17 protein-coding genes are annotated in these 19,469 nt (G+C 67.1%); 8 read left to right on the top strand and 9 right to left on the bottom strand.

Annotated features, from left to right (window positions below; genetic code table 11):
* Positions 1 to 119: 119 nt before the first annotated feature.
* Entirely contained in the window at positions 120 to 1,757 is a 1,638-nt protein-coding gene (locus ASF16_RS08145; RefSeq protein WP_056165149.1) for a wax ester/triacylglycerol synthase family O-acyltransferase, read from the top strand.
* Positions 1,758 to 1,771: 14 nt separating this feature from the next.
* Positions 1,772 to 2,338 (top strand): DUF922 domain-containing Zn-dependent protease, encoded by a 567-nt coding sequence (locus tag ASF16_RS08140; RefSeq protein WP_056165184.1) that lies wholly within the window; start codon positions 1,772 to 1,774, stop codon positions 2,336 to 2,338.
* Positions 2,339 to 2,442: 104 nt separating this feature from the next.
* Here the strand turns inward: ASF16_RS08140 and ASF16_RS08135 are convergent, their stop codons facing one another.
* A complete protein-coding gene (locus ASF16_RS08135) occupies positions 2,443 to 3,393 on the bottom strand; it encodes a LysR family transcriptional regulator (protein ID WP_056165147.1) in 951 nt (316 codons plus the stop codon).
* A 116-nt stretch (positions 3,394 to 3,509) separates the two neighbouring features.
* On the opposite strand from ASF16_RS08135, the gene ASF16_RS08130 reads away from it, so the two are divergent.
* The 4 genes from ASF16_RS08130 (at position 3,510) to ASF16_RS08115 (ending at position 7,410) form a co-directional block, all read left to right on the top strand.
* Complete coding sequence (locus ASF16_RS08130) at positions 3,510 to 4,448, top strand: dihydrodipicolinate synthase family protein (protein WP_056165145.1); 939 nt, start codon at positions 3,510 to 3,512, stop codon at positions 4,446 to 4,448.
* Positions 4,449 to 4,528: 80 nt separating this feature from the next.
* Complete coding sequence (locus ASF16_RS08125; protein ID WP_056165143.1) at positions 4,529 to 5,503, top strand: tripartite tricarboxylate transporter substrate binding protein; 975 nt, start codon at positions 4,529 to 4,531, stop codon at positions 5,501 to 5,503.
* A complete protein-coding gene (locus ASF16_RS08120) occupies positions 5,493 to 6,191 on the top strand; it encodes an SDR family NAD(P)-dependent oxidoreductase (RefSeq protein ID WP_056165141.1) in 699 nt (232 codons plus the stop codon). Before ASF16_RS08125 ends, ASF16_RS08120 begins: the two co-directional genes overlap by 11 nt.
* Positions 6,192 to 6,243: 52 nt before the next feature.
* Positions 6,244 to 7,410: a mandelate racemase/muconate lactonizing enzyme family protein gene (locus tag ASF16_RS08115; protein ID WP_056165140.1), complete on the top strand. Its 1,167-nt coding sequence runs from the start codon at positions 6,244 to 6,246 to the stop codon at positions 7,408 to 7,410.
* A 140-nt stretch (positions 7,411 to 7,550) separates the two neighbouring features.
* On the opposite strand, the gene ASF16_RS08110 is transcribed toward ASF16_RS08115, so the two are convergent.
* The 3 genes from ASF16_RS08110 to msuE all read right to left on the bottom strand — a co-directional run bounded on the left by ASF16_RS08110 (position 7,551) and on the right by msuE (position 10,302).
* The gene (locus tag ASF16_RS08110) at positions 7,551 to 8,576 is read right to left on the bottom strand and encodes a methionine synthase (RefSeq protein ID WP_056165138.1); all 1,026 of its coding nucleotides are present in this window, start codon (positions 8,574 to 8,576) and stop codon (positions 7,551 to 7,553) included.
* Positions 8,577 to 8,653: 77 nt separating this feature from the next.
* Positions 8,654 to 9,661 carry a DUF1852 domain-containing protein gene (locus tag ASF16_RS08105; RefSeq protein ID WP_056165136.1) on the bottom strand — a complete coding sequence of 336 codons (1,008 nt, stop codon included), beginning with the start codon at positions 9,659 to 9,661 and terminating at the stop codon, positions 8,654 to 8,656.
* 47 nt (positions 9,662 to 9,708) lie between these two features.
* Positions 9,709 to 10,302: an FMN reductase gene (gene msuE / locus ASF16_RS08100; RefSeq protein WP_056165134.1), complete on the bottom strand. Its 594-nt coding sequence runs from the start codon at positions 10,300 to 10,302 to the stop codon at positions 9,709 to 9,711.
* Positions 10,303 to 10,379: 77 nt separating this feature from the next.
* On the opposite strand from msuE, the gene ASF16_RS08095 reads away from it, so the two are divergent.
* Complete coding sequence (locus ASF16_RS08095) at positions 10,380 to 11,282, top strand: LysR family transcriptional regulator (RefSeq protein WP_056165132.1); 903 nt, start codon at positions 10,380 to 10,382, stop codon at positions 11,280 to 11,282.
* On the opposite strand, the gene ASF16_RS08090 is transcribed toward ASF16_RS08095, so the two are convergent.
* From ASF16_RS08090 to ASF16_RS08075, 4 genes are all read right to left on the bottom strand, one after another.
* Positions 11,263 to 12,900, bottom strand: coding sequence for a tannase/feruloyl esterase family alpha/beta hydrolase (locus ASF16_RS08090; protein ID WP_235507299.1), 1,638 nt, complete (start codon positions 12,898 to 12,900; stop codon positions 11,263 to 11,265). The two genes, ASF16_RS08095 and ASF16_RS08090, sit on opposite strands and share 20 nt — an antisense overlap.
* 225 nt (positions 12,901 to 13,125) lie before the next feature.
* A complete protein-coding gene (locus tag ASF16_RS08085; RefSeq protein WP_056165128.1) occupies positions 13,126 to 14,133 on the bottom strand; it encodes a helix-turn-helix transcriptional regulator in 1,008 nt (335 codons plus the stop codon).
* Between the two features lie 235 nt (positions 14,134 to 14,368).
* The gene (locus ASF16_RS08080) at positions 14,369 to 15,466 is read right to left on the bottom strand and encodes a M14 family metallopeptidase (protein WP_056165126.1); all 1,098 of its coding nucleotides are present in this window, start codon (positions 15,464 to 15,466) and stop codon (positions 14,369 to 14,371) included.
* A gap of 112 nt (positions 15,467 to 15,578) precedes the next feature.
* Positions 15,579 to 16,790, bottom strand: a complete 1,212-nt coding sequence (locus tag ASF16_RS08075; protein ID WP_056165124.1) for a M20 aminoacylase family protein — start codon at positions 16,788 to 16,790, stop codon at positions 15,579 to 15,581.
* Positions 16,791 to 16,868: 78 nt separating this feature from the next.
* Between ASF16_RS08075 and argE the strand changes: the two genes are divergently transcribed.
* Positions 16,869 to 18,038: an acetylornithine deacetylase gene (gene argE, locus ASF16_RS08070; protein WP_056165122.1), complete on the top strand. Its 1,170-nt coding sequence runs from the start codon at positions 16,869 to 16,871 to the stop codon at positions 18,036 to 18,038.
* Between the two features lie 144 nt (positions 18,039 to 18,182).
* Here argE and ASF16_RS08065 read toward each other — a convergent pair whose 3' ends face one another.
* Entirely contained in the window at positions 18,183 to 19,331 is a 1,149-nt protein-coding gene (locus tag ASF16_RS08065) for an ABC transporter substrate-binding protein (protein ID WP_056165115.1), read from the bottom strand.
* Between the last annotated feature and the right edge of the window lie 138 nt (positions 19,332 to 19,469).

Genomic DNA, 19,469 nt, shown 5'->3' with positions numbered 1-19,469 from the left:
GAGGGAAAGAACGGTATTGGCAAGAGATTGCTGCGTTGTATCTTACGGGCTGCGCATGGTGAGAGGCCGTGCCATCCATAGAGGCAAGCCCCCAAAAACGAACAACAGGTGTACATCCGATGGTGACCCGCATTTCTGCCCCCAGCGCCACGGCCACCGAAGGCGCCGCCAGCCCCTTGCGCAAGGCCCGCGCCCAGGCCCCCGCCGTCGCCCGCCGTGCAGCCCAGGCGCTGCCGCCTGCCGCGCGCAAGGCCGCGGGCGCGGTGCAAAAGAACGTGCGCCGCGCTGCCACCGGCATGCTGGGGCTTTCGGGCGAGCGCATGAGCAAGGTCGACACCGCCTGGCTGCGCATGGACTCGGCCAGCAACCTGATGATGATCAACGGCGTGTGGACGCTCTCGCCCGGCATCGGGTGGGAGGCCCTGTGCGAGCGCGTGCAGCAGCGCTTGCTGCAGTACCCGCGCTTTCGCCAGCGCGTGGTGGAAGACGCGGCGGGTGCCACCTGGGTGGAAGACCGGCAGTTCGACATCGCGGCCCACGTGCTGCGTGAAAAGCTCACAGCCCCGAAAGGCGAGAAAAGCCTGCAGCGCGCGCTGCAGGACCGCGTGGGCGAGCTGGCCATGCAGCCGCTGGACCCGCGCCGCCCGCTGTGGCAGATGCACCTCGTCGAAGACTTCGTGGGCGACGACGGCCAACCAGGCAGCGCGCTCATCGTGCGCATCCACCACTGCATCGCCGACGGCATCGCGCTGATCTCGGTCACGATGTCCATCGTGGACGGCGGCGCCGAGCCGCCCAAGCGCACCCGCAAAGAGCGCGAGCAGGCCGCCACGGCCGAGGACTGGATCGCCGAGACGCTCATCAAGCCCTTCACCGGCATGACCGTGAAGGCGCTGGACCTGGCGGGCGACAGCGCCGCCAAGTCGCTGCAGATGCTGGGCGACCCCGAAAAGACCATGCACAGCGGCCTGTCGGGCACGATGGACATGGCGCGCGTGGCGTACCAGCTGGTCAGCGACGCAGCCGCCCTGGCGCTGATGCCCGACGACTCGCCCACGCGCCTGAAGGGCCAGCCCGGCAGCGCCAAGCGCGTGGCCTGGTGCCCGCCGTTCCCGCTCGAAGAGGTCAAGGCCATCGGCAAAGCGCTCAACTGTTCCATCAACGACGTGCTGCTGTCGTGCGTGGCCGGCGCCATCGGCGGCTACCTGCGCAGCGAGGGCGACGACCCCACGGGCCAGGAGATCCGCGCGATGATCCCCGTCAACCTGCGCCCCATGGAAGAGGCGTGGAAGCTGGGCAACCGTTTCGGCCTGGTGCCGCTGGTACTGCCCATCGGCATGGCCAACCCGGTCGAGCGTGTGTACGAAGTGCGCCGGCGCATGAATGCCCTGAAGGGCAGCACCCAGCCCATCCTGGCGTTTGCCATGCTGGCCGTAGCGGGGCTGTTGATCAAGCCCGCGCAGGATGCGCTGCTCAACCTGTTCGGCCGCAAGACCACGGCCGTGATGACCAACGTGCCCGGCCCCAAGGAGCAGCTCACGCTGTGCGGGGCGCGCGTCACGCAGTGCATGTTCTGGGTGCCGCAGTCGGGCGACATCGGCCTGGGGGTCTCCATCCTGAGCTACGGCGGCGGCGTGCAGTTCGGCGTGATCACCGACACCGCGCTGTGCCCCGAGCCGCAGCGCATCATCGATGCGTTCACGCCGGAGTTTGCGCAGCTGTCGCTGCTCACGCTCATGTTGCCGTGGGGCGAGTGAAGCAGCCCCCTGCGGTGAAAGCCGCCGTCCTGTTTCTGGCACCGTGGGCTGCGGCAGCGGCCACCTGCGCCCAGGCTGCGGTGGTCGAAGAGCATGCCGACCGCCCGTACGCCGTGTACGCAGAGCCTGCCGACACGCTGCGCCAGGCGCTCAACGCGGCCACGCCCATCACCGTGGACGGTCAGCGCTTTCATGGCTATACGCGCTGGAACGTGCGCTGGAGTTTCCGCTGGCAGCCTGAAGCCTCGGGCCGCTGCCGCATCACCGAGGTCACCACGCGGCTGCGCACCGAGGTGCAGTTGCCCGAACTGCGACGTGCCACTGCGCAGCAGCGCGCGCTGTTCGACCGCTACCTGCCCGCCCTGTCGCGCCATGAGCAGGGCCATGTACAAGTGGGCCGCGACGCTGCCCGCGCGATCGATAACGGCATTGCACAGCTGCCCACCGCGCCCGACTGCGCCACGCTGGAGCGCCAGGCCAACGCCTTGGGCCACCGGCTGCTGCGCGAGCATACCGAGCGCGAAAAACAGTACGACCGCGACACCCGCCACGGCGCATCGCAAGGCGCCAAGCTGGAGTGAGCCAGCCGTTCTTCCAATAGCCCGGTACCCAACCGGCCCGCCATCCCGGCTGGTGAGTCCGCTACCCCCGCACCGCGCCGCGCAACGCTGCCCTCGAAGGGCCCTTACTGCGCCGCCAGCGACGCGGACAGCTCCCACACCGCCTCGGCCATGGGCGACATCTCGGCGCGTTGGCGGTACAGGCGAATCTGCACCGGCAGGCTCCAGTCGCTGCCGCCTGCGGCAACCAACGTGCCGGCCTTGAGCTCATCGGTGATCAGGCTCTCGGGCAGCCAGGCCACGCCGCGGCCTTCGAGCGCCATGGTCTTGAGCAGCACCGCATGGTGCGCGGTGAACACCACCGACACCCCTTGCGGTATGGCGGCGTCCGGGCCTTCGCTGAGCAGGTGGCGCATGCGCGACCGCATGATGCGGCCCAGGCCCGAGGCCTCGCTGTAAGCCAGCACGGGCACCGGGTACTTCTGCACGATGGCGTGCAGCGGCCGGCCCGGCGACGTGGGAGTGGGCGCGCTCACCGGCAGCAGCACATCGTCCGACAGGCGCAGCACCGGGTACTGCGCCTCGTCCAGCCGGCCCGGCACGTCCCGGTGGCCGTGGCACAGCACGAACTGCACGCGGCGCTGCAGCATCAGGTCCTCGCAGGCGTGCGAGCTGTCGGACATGGTCTGGATGGGGCCCATCTGCAGCCGGGTTTCGATGCCCACCAGCCAGCGCGGAAAGAAGGTGAGCGACAGCACGTGCGTGGCCGCAAAGCGCAGGCTGGCGGCGGCCACGTCGTGCGCGGCGCGGGCCTTGATGCGGGCGGCCTCCAGGTTGGCCAGGATGGCTTCGAGCAGCGGCAGGAACCGCTGGCCGGCCGGCGTGAGCGCAGCCGGGTGCGCGCTGCGGTCGAACAGCTCGACCCCCACCCAGTCCTCCAGCGCCCGGATGTGGCGGCTGAACGCGGGCTGGGCAATCGAGCGCGCCTCGGCCGCGCGCGAGAAATTGCCGGTCTCGGCCAGGGCCAGAAAGTCCTCCAGCCACTCCAGATCCAGCGGTCGGTTGCCAGGGCCCATGGGTGCGTTCCTGCCTTGCGATAGTTGTATGCGATTGAAGTATTGGACCGCGGGCACGGGGTGGGAAATGATCCACCCCGTCGTTCACCCGCTTTCCCCTACGGAGACAAAAAAGCATGCCTGCCATCTCGAATTATCGCGGGATCATTCCCGCCATCTCGTGCCCCTTCACCCCGGACCACCGCATCGACGAGCCCGCGCTGCGCAAGCTCGCCGCCTGGCTGGCGGGCCACGAAGGCGTGGTCGCCATCATGACCAACGGGCACACGGGCGAGGTGTTTTCGCTGACGCCCACCGAGCGCGCCGAGGTCACCCGCATCGTGGCCGACGAGCTCAAGGGGCGCTGCCCTGTGATCTCCTCCATCGTCTGCGAAGGCCTGAAGGATGCGGCCGACCATGCCCGCGCCGCCGTCGAGGCCGGCGCCGTGGCGCTCGACGTGATGCCCCCGCACCACTGGCTGCGCTTTGGCTTCACGCCCGGCCACGCGCTGCAGTACTTCGAGGCCATCCACCAGGCCGCACCCAGCGCCGACCTGGTCTGCCACGTCTACCCCGCCTGGACGCGCGCCTCGTACTCGTCGCAGTTGCTGGCCGACCTGGCCCGGCTGCCCTACCTGCAGGCCTTCAAGGTGGGCCAGCGCGACATGAACAAGTACGCCCGCGACATCCAGGCGATCCGCGAGGCCGACGCCTCCAAGGCCATCCTGACCTGCCACGACGAGTACCTGCTGGCCTCGATGGTGCAGGGCGTGGACGGCGCACTGGTGGGGTTTGCCACGTTCATCCCGCAGCTCATCATCGATTTGTGGAACGCAGTGAAGGCCGGTGATTTGAAGAAGGCCATGGCCGTGCAGGCCGTCATCACGCCGCTGAAGGATGCCGTGTACGGCGGCGGCGAGCCCACCGGCGAGGCCCACGCCCGCATGAAGGGCGGCATGTACCTGGCCGGCGTGCTGGACGACGCCACCGTGCGCCCGCCGACGGAGGCGCCCAACGCGCAGGAAGTCGAAGCCCTGCGCGCTGCGGTGAAGCAGGCGGGTCTGCTCAAGCGCTGAGTGATGGACGTGGGCGGGGGATCTCAAGTCAATCCCCCGTGTTGGTAGTTCTCGAACAAAAAGACCGGAGACAAGACACCATGCAACGCAATCGATTCCTTCGGACACTCCTGCGCACCGCTTTGGGCGCCGCCACGCTCGCGATGGCGGCCGGCAGTTTTGCGCAGGCCTACCCCACCAAGCCGGTGCGGGTGGTCATCCCCTTCCCGCCGGGCGGCACGCTCGACACCGTGGGCCGCCAGCTGGCGCAAAAGCTCGGCGAGCAGATGGGCCAGAACTTCATCGTGGAGAACAAGCCCGGCGGCAACGGCGTGATCGGCGGCGACGTGGTGGCCAAGGCACCGGCCGACGGCTACACGCTGCTGTTCAACGCGTCCACCTTCACCACCGCGCCCATGACCATGAAGTCCGTGCCCTACGGCGTGGTGAAGGACTTCACGCCCGTGGCGCTGGTGGCCAAGGCGCCGCTGTCGGTGGCCATCAACAAGAACCTGCCCGTCACCGACATCAAGTCGCTGATGGCGTACGCCAAGGCCAACCCCGGCAAGATGACCTTTGCCGTGGGCTCCATCGGGTCGGCCGGCCATCTGTCGACCGAGCTGCTCAAACGCGCCGGCCAGCTCGACTACCTGATCGTGCCGTACAAGGGCACGGCGCCTGCGTTCCAGGACCTGATCGGCGGGCAGATCGACGGCTTCATCGACCCCATCCTCGGCTCGCTGCAGTACCACAAGAGCGGCATGCTGCGCGTGGTGGCCGTCACCTCCGCGCAGCGCGCGGCCAGCCTGCCCGACGTGCCCACGGTGGGCGAGACGATCCCGGGCTACGAGTTCTACAGCTGGTACGGCCTGTGGGGCCCGGCCAGGCTGCCGGCCGACATCACCCAGCGGCTGAACACCGAGGTGAACAAGGCCCTGGCCGAGATGACGCCCAAGCTGCGCGAGCAGGGTTTGCTGACCACGCCGGGCAGCGTGGAGGACTTCGCCAAGTTCCAGCGCAGCGACATGGAGCGGTCCCAGAAGATCGTCACCGAAGGGAACATCCGTGTCGAGTAACGCCCGCCACGCCGTGGTCACCGGCGCCAGCAGCGGCATAGGCCGCAGCATCGCCGAGTCGCTGCTGGCAAACGGCTGGCGCGTGACAGGCCTTGACGTGGCCCAGGCGACGGTCGTCCATCCCTCGTTCACCCACACGCCCGTCAACCTGGCCGATGGCGCCGCCATCGCCCGCGTGGCCGCCACGCTGCCCGGCGTGGACGCGCTGGTCCATGCGGCCGGCGTGCTGCGCGTGGGGCCGCTGGGCCAGCTCGACCATGCCGGCGGCGAGCTGATGTGGCGCCTGCATGTGGACGCCGCCACCCGCCTGGCCGACGCCATCGTGCCCGGCATGGCGCAGCGCGGCCGGGGGCGCGTGGTGTTCATCGGCAGCCGTGTGGCGCAGGGCATGGCCGGGCGCGGGCAGTACGCCGCGACCAAGGCTGCGCTGATCGCGCTGGCGCGCAGCTGGGCGGCCGAGGTGGCCGCGCAGGGCGTGACGGTGAACGTCGTCTCGCCCGCGGCCACGGCCACCGGCATGTTGAACGACCCGGCGCGTGCCGGGAGCGCGCCGCGCCTGCCGCCCATCGGCCGGCTGATCGAGCCGGCCGAGATCGCTGCGCTGGTGGGATTTCTGCTCTCCGACCCTGCCGCCGCCATCACGGGGCAGGACATCGCGATCTGCGGAGGCTCGTCGCTCGCCCGCTGATCGCTTGTTTCGTCACCCTTCCTTTTTTGTTTCATCCACCACCACGACCACCATGAAGATCGTCAACATCCTCGAATCGACCCGTCCCATCAAGTCGGACATCCGCAACGCCTACATCGACTTCTCGAAGATGACGCTCAGCCTCGTGGCCGTGGTCACCGATGTGATCCGCGACGGCAAGCCGGTGATCGGCTACGGCTTCAACTCCAACGGCCGCTACGGCCAAGGCGCGCTGATGCGTGACCGCTTCATCCCGCGCGTGCTGGAGGCCGAGCCCGCCAGCCTGCTCGACGCCACCGGCGAGAATATCGACCCGCACAAGGTCTGGGCCCGCATGATGATCAACGAGAAGCCCGGCGGCCACGGCGAGCGCTCGGTGGCGGTGGGCACCATCGACATGGCGGTGTGGGACGCCACGGCAAAAATAGCGGGCAAGCCACTGTTCCAGTTGCTGGCCGAGCGCTACGGCAACGGCACGCCCAACCCGCGCGTGTTCGTCTACGCGGCGGGCGGCTACTACTACCCCGGCAAGGGGCTCGAAGCGCTGCAGCGCGAGATGGAAAGCTACCTGGCGCGCGGCTACTCGGTGGTCAAGATGAAGATCGGCGGCGCGACGCTGGCCGAGGACTGCGAGCGCATCGAGTCGGTGCTCAAGATCCTGGGCCCGGGCCAGCAGCTGGCGGTGGACGCCAACGGCCGGTTCGACCTGGCCACCGCCATCGACTACGGCAAGGCCCTGTCGCAGTACCCGCTGTTCTGGTACGAGGAAGCCGGCGACCCGCTGGACTACGAGCTGCAGGCCAAGCTGGGCGAGGTCTACCAGGGCCCGATGGCCACGGGCGAGAACCTGTTCTCGATGCAGGACGCACGCAACCTGATCCGCCACGGCGGCATGCACAAGGACCGCGACTGGCTGCAGTTCGACTGCGCACTGAGCTACGGCCTGGTGGAGTACCTGCGCACGCTGGACATGCTCAAGGAACACGGCTGGTCCCCCAGCCGCTGCATCCCCCACGGCGGCCACCAGATGTCGCTGGCGATTGCCGCGGGCCTGGGCCTGGGCGGCAACGAGAGCTACCCGGACCTGTTCCAGCCCTACGGCGGCTTCCCGGACGGCGTGAAGGTCGAGAACGGCTACGTCACGCTGCCGCCGCTGCCGGGCATCGGCTTCGAGGGCAAGTCGGACCTGATCGCGGAGATGCGCGCACTGGCGTCTTGACAGTGCAATGAGGCTCCAGCGCTCGTTGAGCAAGCTCTGGCAGCTATGAAATTTGAAGTGGCCGCGTGGGCGGCCACTTCAGTTCCCGATGTCTGGCGGCGTCGCCCAGCGGGCGCAGCACCAAGCCAGCCCGGCTGGCGTTACGCCGCGGCGAGCCGCTCCTTGGCCAGCTTTGTGCCTTCTGCCAGCGCTTTCAGCTTGCGCCAGGCGACGTCCCGCCCCATGGGCGCCAGACCACAATTCGTGCAAGGGAACAGCCGCTCCTTGGGCACGAACTCCAGTGCCCGGGCGATGGTGTCCGCCACTTCCTCGGGGGTCTCGACCACGTCGCTCGCCACATCGATCACGCCGACCATCACGTCCTTGCCGGCCAGCAGCTTCATCAGGTCGGGCGGCACATGGGAATGGATGCATTCCAGGCTCACCTGGTCGATGCTGCTCTTGGCCAGCGCGGGGAACACTGCCTCGTACTGGCGCCATTCGTCGCCCAGAGTGCTCTTCCAGTCGGTGTTGGCCTTGATGCCGTAGCCGTAGCAGATGTGCACCGCCGTCGTGCAAGTCAGGCCCTGCGCTGCGCGCTCCAGCGCCTGCACGCCCCAGTCGGCGGCGTCCTTCATGTAGACGTTGAAGGCGGGTTCGTCGAACTGGATGATGTCCACGCCATCGGCCTGCAGCGCCAGCGCTTCTTGGTTGAGCAGCTCCGCAAACGCGAAGGCCATCTTGACCTTGTCTCCGTAGAAGCGGTCTGCCACGGTGTCGACGATGGTCATCGGGCCGGGCAGGGTGAACTTCAGTTTTTTGCTGGTGTGCGCGCGCGCCAGCTGTGCCTCGAAGGCATGCACGCGGCCCTTCAGGCGCAGGGCCGAGACCACCTGAGGCACCATCGCGTCGTAGCGGTTGTCGCGGATGCCCATCTTCACCTTGTGCTCGAAGTCGATGCCTTCGACCTGCTCGAGGAAGCCGTGTACGAAGTGCTGGCGCGATTGCTCGCCGTCGCCCACGATGTCCAGGCCCGCGTCTTCCTGGGCCTTGATCCACAGCAGGGTGGCGTCGGCCTTGGCCTGGCGCAGCGCATCGCCCTCGGCCATCCACTGCGGCCAGAGCTTGTTGGTTTCAGCCAGCCAGGCGGGTTTGGGCAGGCTGCCTGCGATGGAGGTTTCAAACATCTGACAATTCCTTTGAAGCAAAAGAGGGGTGGGTGAGCATATTCCGGGACTTTGGCCCGGCGATGGAAGCCGAGTATTCAGTGGGCGTGGGCTTGGGCAACTGCAGCAGCAGCAGCACCAGTCCATTGCTCCAGGACCTTCTTGTACGGCCGGATGAAGTGCTCCTGCGCAAACTTGCCCTGCTTGACCGCCAGTTGGCTGCGCTCTTCCCGGTCATACACGATCTGCGTCAACGAATAGTCCTCGTTCTTCAGGCTCGGTTGGTAGAGTTGCCCTGCCGCTGAATTGGCGTTGTAGATCTCGGGGCGGTAGATCTTCTGAAAGGTTTCCATCGTGCTGATGGTGCCGATCAACTCCAGGCTCGTGTAGTCGCCCAGCAGGTCTCCCTGAAAGTAGAAAGCCAGCGGCGCAACGCCATTCGCGGGCATGAAGAAGCGGACCTGCATCCCCATTTTTGCGAAGTATTGGTCGGTTGAGGACAGCTCACTCTGTTGGTACTCGATGCCCAGTACCGGGTGCTGATTGCCGGTGCGTCGATAGGTCTTGCTGGTCGAAGCGCTGATACAGATGACGGGCGGCTTGCCGAAGCGTTCCTTGTAGATGCGCGAGTTGGCGAACTGCTGGAACAGCTTTCCATGCAGGTCGCCAAAATCATCGGGCGTGCTGAATTGCGCGCGGTGGGCGTTGTACTCAGGAAGCAGCACGCTGAAGTCGTAGTCGCGCACGTAGGAGGAGAAATTGTTCCCTGCAATGCCAGGGATGCGTTGGTTCGCTGTCTTGTCGAGGATGCAGGTTTTCAGTATCTCGATCAGCGGAAAGGCAGCATTTCCACCCTTGGCATTCATGCTCATCTCGACCGAGATGATCTCGAGTTCGACGCAGTAGCGGTCCCCCGTCGGGTTGTCCCAATGCGCCAGGTCGTTGAAGCGGTTGTCAATCATCTTCAGCGTGTTGCGCAGGTTCTGTTGCCGACTGGCTCCCCGGGCCAGGTTGGCAAAGTTGGTGGTCATGCGTGTGCTGTCCGATGGCTCATAGTTTTCATCGAAACATATGCTTTTGAGGCTGAAGCTGAGTTCGTCGTTCATGGCGGTCCGGTGGCTTGAATTGGGGAGGGGAAGGGGCGGTGCTTGTTTCAGGCCAGCGCCACTTCGTCGGCCAGCGAGGGCTGGGCGTGGCGCGCCAACGGCATGAGCGGCAGTGCCCGCTGGACGGCCAGTCTGGCCCGGGCGATCAGGGCCTGGCTTTGCAACTGGTAGTCCACGAAATCCTTGTCGGTCGCATACACGCCCAGCGGCAACGTGCGCGCCTGGAAGAAGCTGAACAGCGGCCGCAGCTGGTGGTCGATCACCAGCGCATGGCGCTCGCTGCCGCCGGTGGCGGCCAGCAGCACCGGCGTGTCGATCAAGGCGTCCTGGTGAACGAAGTCGAAGAAGTGCTTGAACAGCCCCGCATAGGCACCGCGGTACACCGGTGTCGCCACCACCAGGATGTCGGCCTGCTCGACCGCCGCCAATTCCCGCTCTACAGCGCTGGGCAGTTGATCGCGCCTGACCGCGCCAGCGAACATCGGTGCGAGCTGGCCTAGGTCGACCAGGCGTTGTTCGCAGGGACGCTCATCGGCGATGAGGTCCAGCAGGTGCTCTGCCAGGGCAGCGGACCTGGAGGGGCGCTGCAGCCCGCCGGAGACTGCGACGATGCGCAGGGGATGTGCTGTAAGTGCGTTCATGGGAGGGGATGCTAGTGGCTGTGAACCATGAAGTAAAATGGTCTTATTTCATCAACCCATGAACACGGTTCATTAAAATGCTCGAACGCATTCACCTCAACATCGTTCAGCAGGTTGAGAAGCAAGGGTCGTTGACGGCCGCGGCGGGCGTGTTGAACCTCACCCAGTCGGCCCTGAGCCACAGCATGAAGAAGCTGGAGCAGCAACTGGGCACCGACGTGTGGTTGCGCGAAGGTCGAAGCCTGCGCCTCACGCAGGCCGGCCAGTACCTGCTGGCAGTGGCCAACCGCGTGCTGCCGCAGCTGGACCTGGCCGAAGAGCGCCTGGGCCAGTTTGCACAGGGCGAACGCGGTGCGCTGCGCATCGGCATGGAATGCCACCCTTGCTACCAGTGGCTGCTCAAGGTGGTGTCCCCTTATCTGGCCGCATGGCCCGACGTGGACGTGGACGTCAAGCAGAAGTTTCAGTTCGGCGGGATCGGCGCGCTCTTCGGCTTCGAGATCGACCTGCTGGTCACGCCCGACCCGTTGTTCAAGCCAGGGCTGAAGTTCGAACCCGTGTTCGACTACGAGCAGGTGCTCGTCGTGGCCAAGGGCCATGCCCTGGCTTCGGCGGCCTATGTGAAGCCCCAGCAATTGACACAGGAAGTGCTCATCAGCTACCCCGTCGACATCGAGCGCCTGGACATCTACAGCCAGTTCCTGCTACCGGCCGGTGTCACGCCCAAGCGCCACAAGGCCATCGAGACCACCGACATCATGCTGCAGATGGTGGCCAGCGGCCGGGGGGTGGCCGCCCTGCCGCGCTGGCTGGTGCAAGAGTACGCGGCCAAGATGGATGTGGTGCCTGTCCGGCTGGGCGCGCGCGGCATCGCCAAGCAGATCTTCCTCGGGGCACGCGAGACGGACACCGCCATTGACTACGTGCGGGCCTTCATCGAACTGGCCCGCACTGCAGTGCCTACGTCGCAGAGCAGGTGAAGCTCTCGACCTTGGCCGGGTCGCCCGTGCCGTTGTAGCGCGGGAATTTCGGGTACTCGCACACCGGGCGCTGCGCCACGGGGGTGCTGGTGCCCGGTGCGAACTTGGTGGCCACCAGCTTGTCGGGCGCCGTGCTCTTTTCCACCCAGGCATCCATGGCCGCCAGCAGGTCGATGGAGCGCGGCTCGGTGCCCGTGCCGTCCAGGTCATGCCCGTTGGAGGGCGAGGTGACCATGCGCGCAAAGCCCTGCACCTTGCTGGCGCCCAGGCGCTGCTTGACCGACTCGAAGTAGTCCGCCGTGCGGTACACCGACACGCAGGTGTCGCCCAGGCCATACCAGATCAGCAGCTTGCCGCCGTTGTCGGCAAAGGCGGAGATGTCGGGGTCCGTGCCATCGATCATCCCGGCCAGCCGCGCGTACTGCGCCTGGTACTGCGTGGGGTCGTGCGTCAGGATGTTGGCGTTGGGGTTGCCCTCCACCAGCCGCGCGGCTTCCGTCACGGCCATGTGGTTGAACGAATCGGGTGCGTCGAAGCTGGTGCCGAACATGTACGACTGCCAGTCCGAGGTGGACGCCCCGCCCCGGCCGTAGCGCGGATAGCCCACCGCACCGCGCGACAGGGTCACGGGCGTCTTGTGGTCGCTGTAGATGAGGCGGATCGATTCGATCTGCCCGGCCGTCAGGCAGGTGTCGCTGTCGGCCCCCTTGCACAGCAGGTCGGTGGGCACATAGCTGCAGGCCTCGACGTTGCCGATGATGCCGTCCTTCAGGCCGTCCAGGCCGTCGCACGCTGCGGTTTCGGCCTTGGCGTAGAGCGCGATCTTGGCGGGGCTGAGCCAGTTGTCGCGGCTCTTGAAGATGTGCCGCAGCACCGTGGGGCCCAGGTTGACCTGGTGCGCCTGCTGGCTGATGGCGGGCTCCATGGCCACCACGCCGTCGTAGTCCTTGGGGTACTTCTGCGTGGCGATGAGGCCGGAGCGCCCGCCGTTGGAATGGCCCATGTGGTAGCGCCGCGCGGGGCGCTTGCCATAGAACTCGGTGGCGATCGCCGTGCCGACCTCGAGCACGAAATGGTTCGCGTCGAACGCATGGTTGCGCAGCGCGACATCGCTCTTGCCCCAGGCGAAGCCGCGAATCTGGTGGCCCGAGTCGGAGCTGATCTTCACGTAGGCGTGGGCGGACGGCCCCACGAGTTGCTGGTACCACGGGTCGTCGGTGGGGATGAACCCGTCGAAGCCCCCGCCGCCGATGGTCAGCGTCTTGCCGTTCCACTGCGCGAGCGTGGGCAGCTCCACCGCCCAGTTGATGGTGGACTCGGGCGACGAGACGATCTCGCCGCGCACGATGCAGGCGTCGGGCAGCGTGCTGTCGGCCTTGCGCAGCTCGGTGCGGGTGACCTTGGCACCATGGGGCAGCGCGGCCGAGGTGTAGGCGGCGCAGGCTTCGGCCAGGGGCTTGGCGGCCAGGGGTGGGGCGTCGCTGCCGCCACCGCCGCAGGCCGCCAGCGCCAGGGCCGCGCTGGCGCCCAGGGTTCGGGCGGCCCATCGCCCTGCGTGTGCAGGGCCGGGGATGCTGCGGCGGTGCGCCTCGGTGGCGCGGGATGTGCTCGGGAACATGGGATGCGTCTCCTGTGATGATGTTTCTTCAGGAGCCGCAAGGGCTGTGCGCGGCAGCACCGCCACCGCAGCCCTTGCGGCTCCGGTGCGGACGATAGGAAAAGAAGGCGCTGCTGCAGCCTCTGCAAATGCAGAGGGCCCGGGAAACTACCGAGCGCCGGGATCGACCCGCACGGCCACCAACACCCGGCAGGAAGACCGAGGTACCACGTGTGCTGAACGCCCTCAGGCGGTGCGCAGCGCCGCCACCAGCTCCAGCTTGTTGCTCACCCCCAGCGCCGCATAGGCGGTGCGCAGGTACGTGCGCACGGTGGCGGGCGTGAGCCCGAGCGTGGCGGCGATGTCCTTGTGCGAGCGCCCCTGCGCATAGAGCATGGCCGCGCTCAGTTCGCGCGGCGCCAGCGGCGACTTCGGGTGGCGCGATGCGATGCTGATGGCCACCAGCGAACCGCAGGGCTCCATCCGCAGGCGGCAGGCCTTGCCCACGGCCACGGTGCACGGCGCGCGCGCGAGGCCTTGCACCACCGCCGTCGGCAGCCGCGTGCCGGCCCAGCCGGGGTGGGCCTCGCCCAGCGCCAGGCTGATGCGCAGCCCCGCGAACAGCAGATCGCCCGAAGGCCCTGCGAGCGCAAAGCTGTCCCACGGGCGGCTGGGCGAATCGCTTTGCAGCGCCTGCAGCCGGTGGTGCCAGTGCTGCAGCAGGTGCACGACAAACTCGCCGAACAGCACGGTCTCCTGATCGGTGAATTCGGTGCGGGTCTGCGGGCGGTACACCGAGACGAAGAACAGCAGGCCGCTGTGCGGCAGCTCGGCCGTGAGCGCCATGCAGTGGTACAGGCCATGGCGCTCGCTGAACGCCAGCACCTCGGCGTGTTCGGCGATGTCGCCGGTCACGTCGCGTTCGCGGATCACCACGCCGAGCCGGCTCATGGACTGGCGCGCGAACTCGTCCACCGCAGACAGTTCATTCCATTCCTGCGCAAAGCTCTGGCTCAGGCCCATGCTGCCATGCAGCCAGTTGCGGGGGCTGGTGTGCACATCGCCTGCCGACATTTCGCCCCACCAGGCCGAGTCGAACGGCACCAGCGCCTGCAGCGTCTGCAGGGCCTGGTGCAGCATGTCCTGGGGTTGCGTGTGCCGCGCCAGCTGCCCCAGCGCGAGCAGGCTGCGGCTGAGCGCCCGCACGGCATCGGGGTGCGGGCCTGCGCCGGGCTGGGGGGCCGGAACGCTCATCGGAGCGGGCGCTGCGCCGCGCGCAGCGAGGTAGGGGCAAAGGCCATGGCGCGGTCTCCTGGGTTTGGCGCGATGGTAGCCGCCGCGCGCACGACGCCAGCGCCCCCGGCCCGCCCAGAGCGTGCACCCGCACCGCCCTGCGCCACGGCGCACAGGGCCTCAAGCCCCAAAATGACTATGTTTTTTGTAGCGCCTTGCGCTTGCCAGGCAAGCGCTGGAGGCCGATGAAACCCAACTACCGGGCCAGGCCGTCGACCGCCTGGAACATCGACTGGCGCGCCTGGCTCACGATCTGGCCCTTCCACACATCGGTGTCGGTGTAGAACGCGGCCAGCATCTGCGCCTTGATCTGCGCATGCTGCTCGGCCGGTGCCTCGGGGTGCAGGTTGAGCCACTGCTCGGCGCGGATCGCGTCCATCACCTCCAGCACCGGCACGGTGCCGTATTCCATCGCGATGCCCGTGGTTTCCGCATGGGGGCACTCGTCGTACACGGAGTTCCACATCAGCCCGGTGAGGAAAGCCGACGTCGAGGAGCCGTCGTAGATGGACGTGACCGGCGTGGCGCCGCCGCCGTCCCACCAGGCCCGGGCGCGCGCCACGGAGTCGGCATCGTCCTTGCCGGCGTAGATGCGCTCGCCATGGCCGCTGGGGCCCAGGCCCGTGTGCAGGTCGATCCAGGCGATGCGCGATGCGTTGGCGCCGTGCTGGCGCAGCACCTGGCGCAGCGTGCGGTTGCTCCAGGTGGGCTCGGTGCCGCCGAAGAACACGCCCTGCGGAAACTCGTGCTGGCCCTGCGAGATGGCGGCCTGCCAGGCGGCTTCGCCGTGCGTGTCGATGTACTGCTGGCGCGCGGCGGCATTCTCGGCCGAGGGCGGCCACTGCTCGGGCAGCAGCAGGGGCTGCACCTCGCGGTAGGCCTTGTTCACCGGCAGAGGCTGGGAGAAGTCCTGGAAGTTGCGGTTCAGGTCCACGTTCTCGTGCGTGAAGCGGCGCACGTGCGAGAAGCCGTAGGGGTTGAGCGCATGGATGTACAGCGTGGCCACGCCGGCGGCGCGTGCCTTGTCGCGCCACTCTTGGTCGTGCAGCGCGAACACCTGCACGCCGCTGCCGCAGTAGCCCTCCACGCCGTGGCAGGCGCTGCTCACGATGAGCAGCTTCTTGGCATCGGCCGGGCCATCGCGCACCACGTCCATGGCCAGGTCTTCGCCATCACGGCCCTTGAGCGGGTGGGCATGGGATTCGATGGGCAGGCCGGCTGCGGCGGCGCCCTCCAGAAACTTGGTGCGGGCCTCTGCGTAGCTGGAGGAAAAGGCGCTGGGGATGCCGATCATGGGCGGGGCTTTCAGGGGTCGGGGGGGAGGGGACAAAAGAAAACCCGGGGCACACGGGGCGCCCAGGGTTTCAAGGCAGAACGAGAAATCAGCGGCGGCGGAGCGGTGGCGTTCAGGCCGTCGCCGTGGGCTGGGCCAGCCACTGCTCGGCCAGCTTGACCCAGTAGGTGGCGCCCAGCGGGATCAGGTCGTCGTTGAAGTCGTAGCTCGGGTTGTGCAGCATGCAGGGGCCGCCGCCATGGCCCATCTCCCGGTGCGCGCCGTCGCCATTGGCGATGAAGCAGTACGCGCCGGGCTTGGCCTGCAACATGTAGGCAAAGTCTTCGGCGCCCATGGTGGGCTCCTGGGGCAGCACATGTTCAGCGCCGACGATCTCGGTCATGACCTTGCGCGCGAACTCGGCCTCGGCGGGCGAGTTGACGGTGGGCGGGTAGTTGCGCACGAACGCGAATTCGCAGGTGGCGTCGTGCGCCGCGCAGGTGTGTTCGGCGATCTGGCGCATGCGCTTTTCGATCAGCTCCAGCACCTCGACGGTGAAGGTGCGCACGGTGCCCTGCAGCTCGACGCTGTCGGGCACCACGTTGGTGGCCTCGCCCGCGTTGATCATGGTGACCGAGATCACGCCCGCATCCACCGGCTTCTTGTTGCGGCTGATGATGGTCTGGAAGGTCTGCACCATCTGGCAGGCGATCGGCACCGGGTCGATGCCGGTGTGCGGCAGCGCTGCATGGCCGCCCTTGCCGCGGATCACGATCTTGAATTCGCTGGTCGACGCCATCACCGGACCGGGGCTCACGGCAAACGTGCCCACCGGCATGCCGGGCCAGTTGTGCATGCCGTACACGGCCTGCATGGGGAACTGCTCGAACAGGCCGTCCTCGATCATCACGCGGGCACCACCGCCGCCCTCTTCCGCGGGCTGGAAGATCAGGTACACGGTGCCGTCGAAATTGCGGTGCTTGGCAAAGTGCTGCGCCGCGGCCAGCAGCATGGCCACGTGGCCGTCGTGGCCGCAGGCGTGCATCTTGCCCTGGTGCTTGCTGGCGTGGGCGAAGGTGTTGAACTCCTGCATGGGCAGGGCGTCCATGTCGGCACGCAGGCCGATGGCCCGGCCGCTGGCGCCGCCGTCGCGGCCCTTGACGATGCCCACCACGCCCGTCTTGCCCAGGCCGCGGTGGATCGGAATCCCCCATTCGGTGAGCTTTTGGGCCACCACGTCAGCGGTGCGCACCTCTTCGAAGCACAGCTCGGGATGCGCGTGAATGTCCTTGCGCACCGCGGCAATGCTGGCCGCCTGCGTGACGATGGAATCAATTACGTTCATGATATGTATCCTTACGATCTCACAGTCTAGCCCGACAGCAAGCCACGTGCCAACCCGGGTTTATCACCAGTCCACACCATGATTTCGCCCCACGCCCTCGAACTTGCGCAAACCCTGGTGCGCATGAACACCGTCAGCCACAACTCCAACTTGGAGCTGATCCACTTCATCCGCGACTATCTCGCCAAGCTGGGTGTGAAGAGCCGCCTGACCTTCAACGACGACAAGACCAAGGCCAACCTGTTCGCCACGCTGGGCGAGGGCAAACCGGCCGGCATCATCCTGTCGGGCCACACCGACACCGTGCCATGGGACGGCCAGGACTGGACCATGGACCCGCTGAGCGCAATCGTCAAAGACGGCCCCGAAGGCCCGAGCCTGTACGGCCGCGGCAGCGCGGACATGAAGGCCTTCATCGGCATCGCCGTGTCGCAGGCCGAGCAGTTTCTGAACAGCAACGCGCCCTTTGCCGTGCACCTGGCCTTCAGCTACGAGGAAGAGATCGGCTGCTTTGGCGTCAAAGAGCTGATCGCCGACCTGCGCGACGCCAGCATCAAGCCCCTGGCCTGCATCGTGGGCGAGCCCACCAGCATGGTGCCGGCCATCGCGCACAAAGGCGTGTACCGCTACAAGTGCTGCGTGCGCGGCAAGGAGGCGCACTCATCGCTCACGCCCCACTCGGTCAACGCCATCGAGATGGCGGCCCGCGTGGTCAGCCGCCTGCGCGACATGGGTGAAGGATTCGAGCGCGAAGAGCCCCGCTTCGAAGGCTTCGACGTGCCGTTCTCGACCACCAGCGTGGGGCAGTTCCACGGCGGCATCGCCGACAACGTGGTGCCGCGCGACGCCGAGTTCCGCTACGAATTCCGCGACCTGCCCACGGCCAACGCCGCGCAGATGCAGTCCGAGGTGGTGGCGTATGCGAAATCGCTGGAGCCGCGCATGAAACAGGTGGCGCCCGCAGCCGGCTTCTCGTTTGAAACCATCTGCGAGATCCCGAGTTTTCTGGGCAGCAAGGACGACCCCGTCACACGCCTGGCGCAGACCTTGTCGGGCGAGAAGAGCACCACCCTGGTGGCCTTCGGCACCGAGGCCGGCCTGTTCAAGAACGCTGGCATCTCCACCGTGGTCTGCGGCCCCGGCAGCATCCAGCAGGCGCACCAGCCCGACGAGTACGTGAGCCTCGAACAGCTGGGCCGGTGCGAGGCGTTCATGCAGGGGCTGGCACGCACTACGTCGATCGACTAGTCAAATCCCGTGAAGCCTTACTTTCAAAAATACACAACCGTTCACGCTGAGCCTGTCGAAGCGCCGCGCAAGGCTTCGACAAGCTCAGCCCGAACGGTAGTGGGTATTGAATGATGGGACGCGAACCCACGCGTCCATCCAAGCTCAAGTCCTCACACGCCCGTCACCGGTCAGCATCGACATCTCCACGAACTTCGACGCCGCATGGCTGGTGGCGCTGAAGGCCACCGGAAAGCCCGAGATCGCCTGGCTGCCGATGGCCTCGGTGCCGGTGATGAAGCTCTCGCGCGTGATCTTGCCGCCGGCCTGGGCTTGGCGCAGGCCCTCGGCGAACACGCGGGCCGCCAGGTAGCCCTCCATGCTGGAGTAGTTGGCCTGCACCTTGTCGCCGCCCTTCTTGATCGCTTCCAGAAACTCGCGCGTGATCTGGCGCGAGGGCTGGTAGGGCGAAGGCACGACCTGCGAGACGACCACGCCCGCGCCGTCCTTGCCCAGCTCGTCGGCCAGGGCCTGCGTGCCCACGAACGACACGTTGTAGAACGTGCCGCCGAACCCCGCCTTGCGCGCCGAGCGCACGAAGGCCGCGCTGCCCGCATAGGCTGCGATCTGCACCACGGCGTCGGGCTTGGCGGCCATGAGCTTGTCGGTGGCGGCTTTGACCTCCACCGAGTTGCGCTCCACCGTGGCCGTGGCGACGGGTGCCAGCTTCAGATCAGCCAGCGCCTTCGTCACGCCGTCGAGCCCCGCCTTGCCGTAGGCATCGTTCTGGTAAAACACCGCGATCTTCTTGAGGCCCAGGTTGGTGAGCTGGCGCACGATGAGCGCGGTCTCGTCGTAGTACGAGGCGCGCACATGGAAGATGAGCCGGTTGAACGGCTGGCGCAGCGCCTCGGCCCCGGTGAACGGGCCGAAGAACGGCAGCCTGGCCTGCGTGAACAGCGGCAGCGCGGCCAGGCTGGTGGGCGTGCCGATGTAGCCGAACAGCGCGAACACGTCGTCGGCGATGAACTTCTTCGTGTTCTCCGCGCAGCGCTCGGGCTCATAGCCGTCGTCCAGCGTGCGAATCTCGACCAGCCGCTTGCCCACCCCACCCTGGGCATTGAACTGGTCGAAAAAGAGCTTGGCGCCCTGGTTGAACTGCACGCCCAACTGCGCGGCCGGGCCGGTGAATGCGGCCGACTGACCCAGTACGATGCGGGCTTCGCCCTGGGCCTGCGCGGTGTGGAAACCGCCGAGCGCGACCGCGCCCAGACCGATGGAAAACTGTCTGCGCCCCAATGCCTTTGGCTTCATGGTGAAATCCCTCTTCCTGTCAACACAACGAGGTTGACACCTCGGCGCTGCCGGCAAGAACCTGCACACAGGTCCCCGGCAGTCTGCGGTGAAGCGGCGGGCTTTTTGTTGGATATTGGTTCGATATGCACGCCGCTT

It is taken from the genome of Acidovorax sp. Leaf78 (assembly GCF_001422735.1).
GTDB lineage: Bacteria > Pseudomonadota > Gammaproteobacteria > Burkholderiales > Burkholderiaceae_C > Acidovorax.
Note: the sequence above shows the minus strand (reverse complement) of the source record. Positions and strands in the feature narration are given on the sequence as shown.

What these genes read in the sequence shown, in the direction of transcription:
- ASF16_RS08135 (WP_056165147.1), bottom strand. Translation starts at nt 3,393, where the DNA reads ATGGGCCCTGGCAACCGACCGCTGGATCTGGAGTGGCTGGAGGACTTT.
- ASF16_RS08105 (WP_056165136.1), bottom strand. Translation starts at nt 9,661, where the DNA reads ATGAACGACGAACTCAGCTTCAGCCTCAAAAGCATATGTTTCGATGAA.
- argE (WP_056165122.1), top strand. Translation starts at nt 16,869, where the DNA reads ATGATTTCGCCCCACGCCCTCGAACTTGCGCAAACCCTGGTGCGCATG.
- msuE (WP_056165134.1), bottom strand. Translation starts at nt 10,302, where the DNA reads ATGAACGCACTTACAGCACATCCCCTGCGCATCGTCGCAGTCTCCGGC.
- ASF16_RS08075 (WP_056165124.1), bottom strand. Translation starts at nt 16,790, where the DNA reads ATGAACGTAATTGATTCCATCGTCACGCAGGCGGCCAGCATTGCCGCG.
- ASF16_RS08115 (WP_056165140.1), top strand. Translation starts at nt 6,244, where the DNA reads ATGAAGATCGTCAACATCCTCGAATCGACCCGTCCCATCAAGTCGGAC.
- ASF16_RS08080 (WP_056165126.1), bottom strand. Translation starts at nt 15,466, where the DNA reads ATGATCGGCATCCCCAGCGCCTTTTCCTCCAGCTACGCAGAGGCCCGC.
- ASF16_RS08090 (WP_235507299.1), bottom strand. Translation starts at nt 12,900, where the DNA reads ATGTTCCCGAGCACATCCCGCGCCACCGAGGCGCACCGCCGCAGCATC.
- ASF16_RS08065 (WP_056165115.1), bottom strand. Translation starts at nt 19,331, where the DNA reads ATGAAGCCAAAGGCATTGGGGCGCAGACAGTTTTCCATCGGTCTGGGC.
- ASF16_RS08110 (WP_056165138.1), bottom strand. Translation starts at nt 8,576, where the DNA reads ATGTTTGAAACCTCCATCGCAGGCAGCCTGCCCAAACCCGCCTGGCTG.
- ASF16_RS08095 (WP_056165132.1), top strand. Translation starts at nt 10,380, where the DNA reads ATGCTCGAACGCATTCACCTCAACATCGTTCAGCAGGTTGAGAAGCAA.
- ASF16_RS08125 (WP_056165143.1), top strand. Translation starts at nt 4,529, where the DNA reads ATGCAACGCAATCGATTCCTTCGGACACTCCTGCGCACCGCTTTGGGC.
- ASF16_RS08145 (WP_056165149.1), top strand. Translation starts at nt 120, where the DNA reads ATGGTGACCCGCATTTCTGCCCCCAGCGCCACGGCCACCGAAGGCGCC.
- ASF16_RS08130 (WP_056165145.1), top strand. Translation starts at nt 3,510, where the DNA reads ATGCCTGCCATCTCGAATTATCGCGGGATCATTCCCGCCATCTCGTGC.
- ASF16_RS08085 (WP_056165128.1), bottom strand. Translation starts at nt 14,133, where the DNA reads ATGAGCGTTCCGGCCCCCCAGCCCGGCGCAGGCCCGCACCCCGATGCC.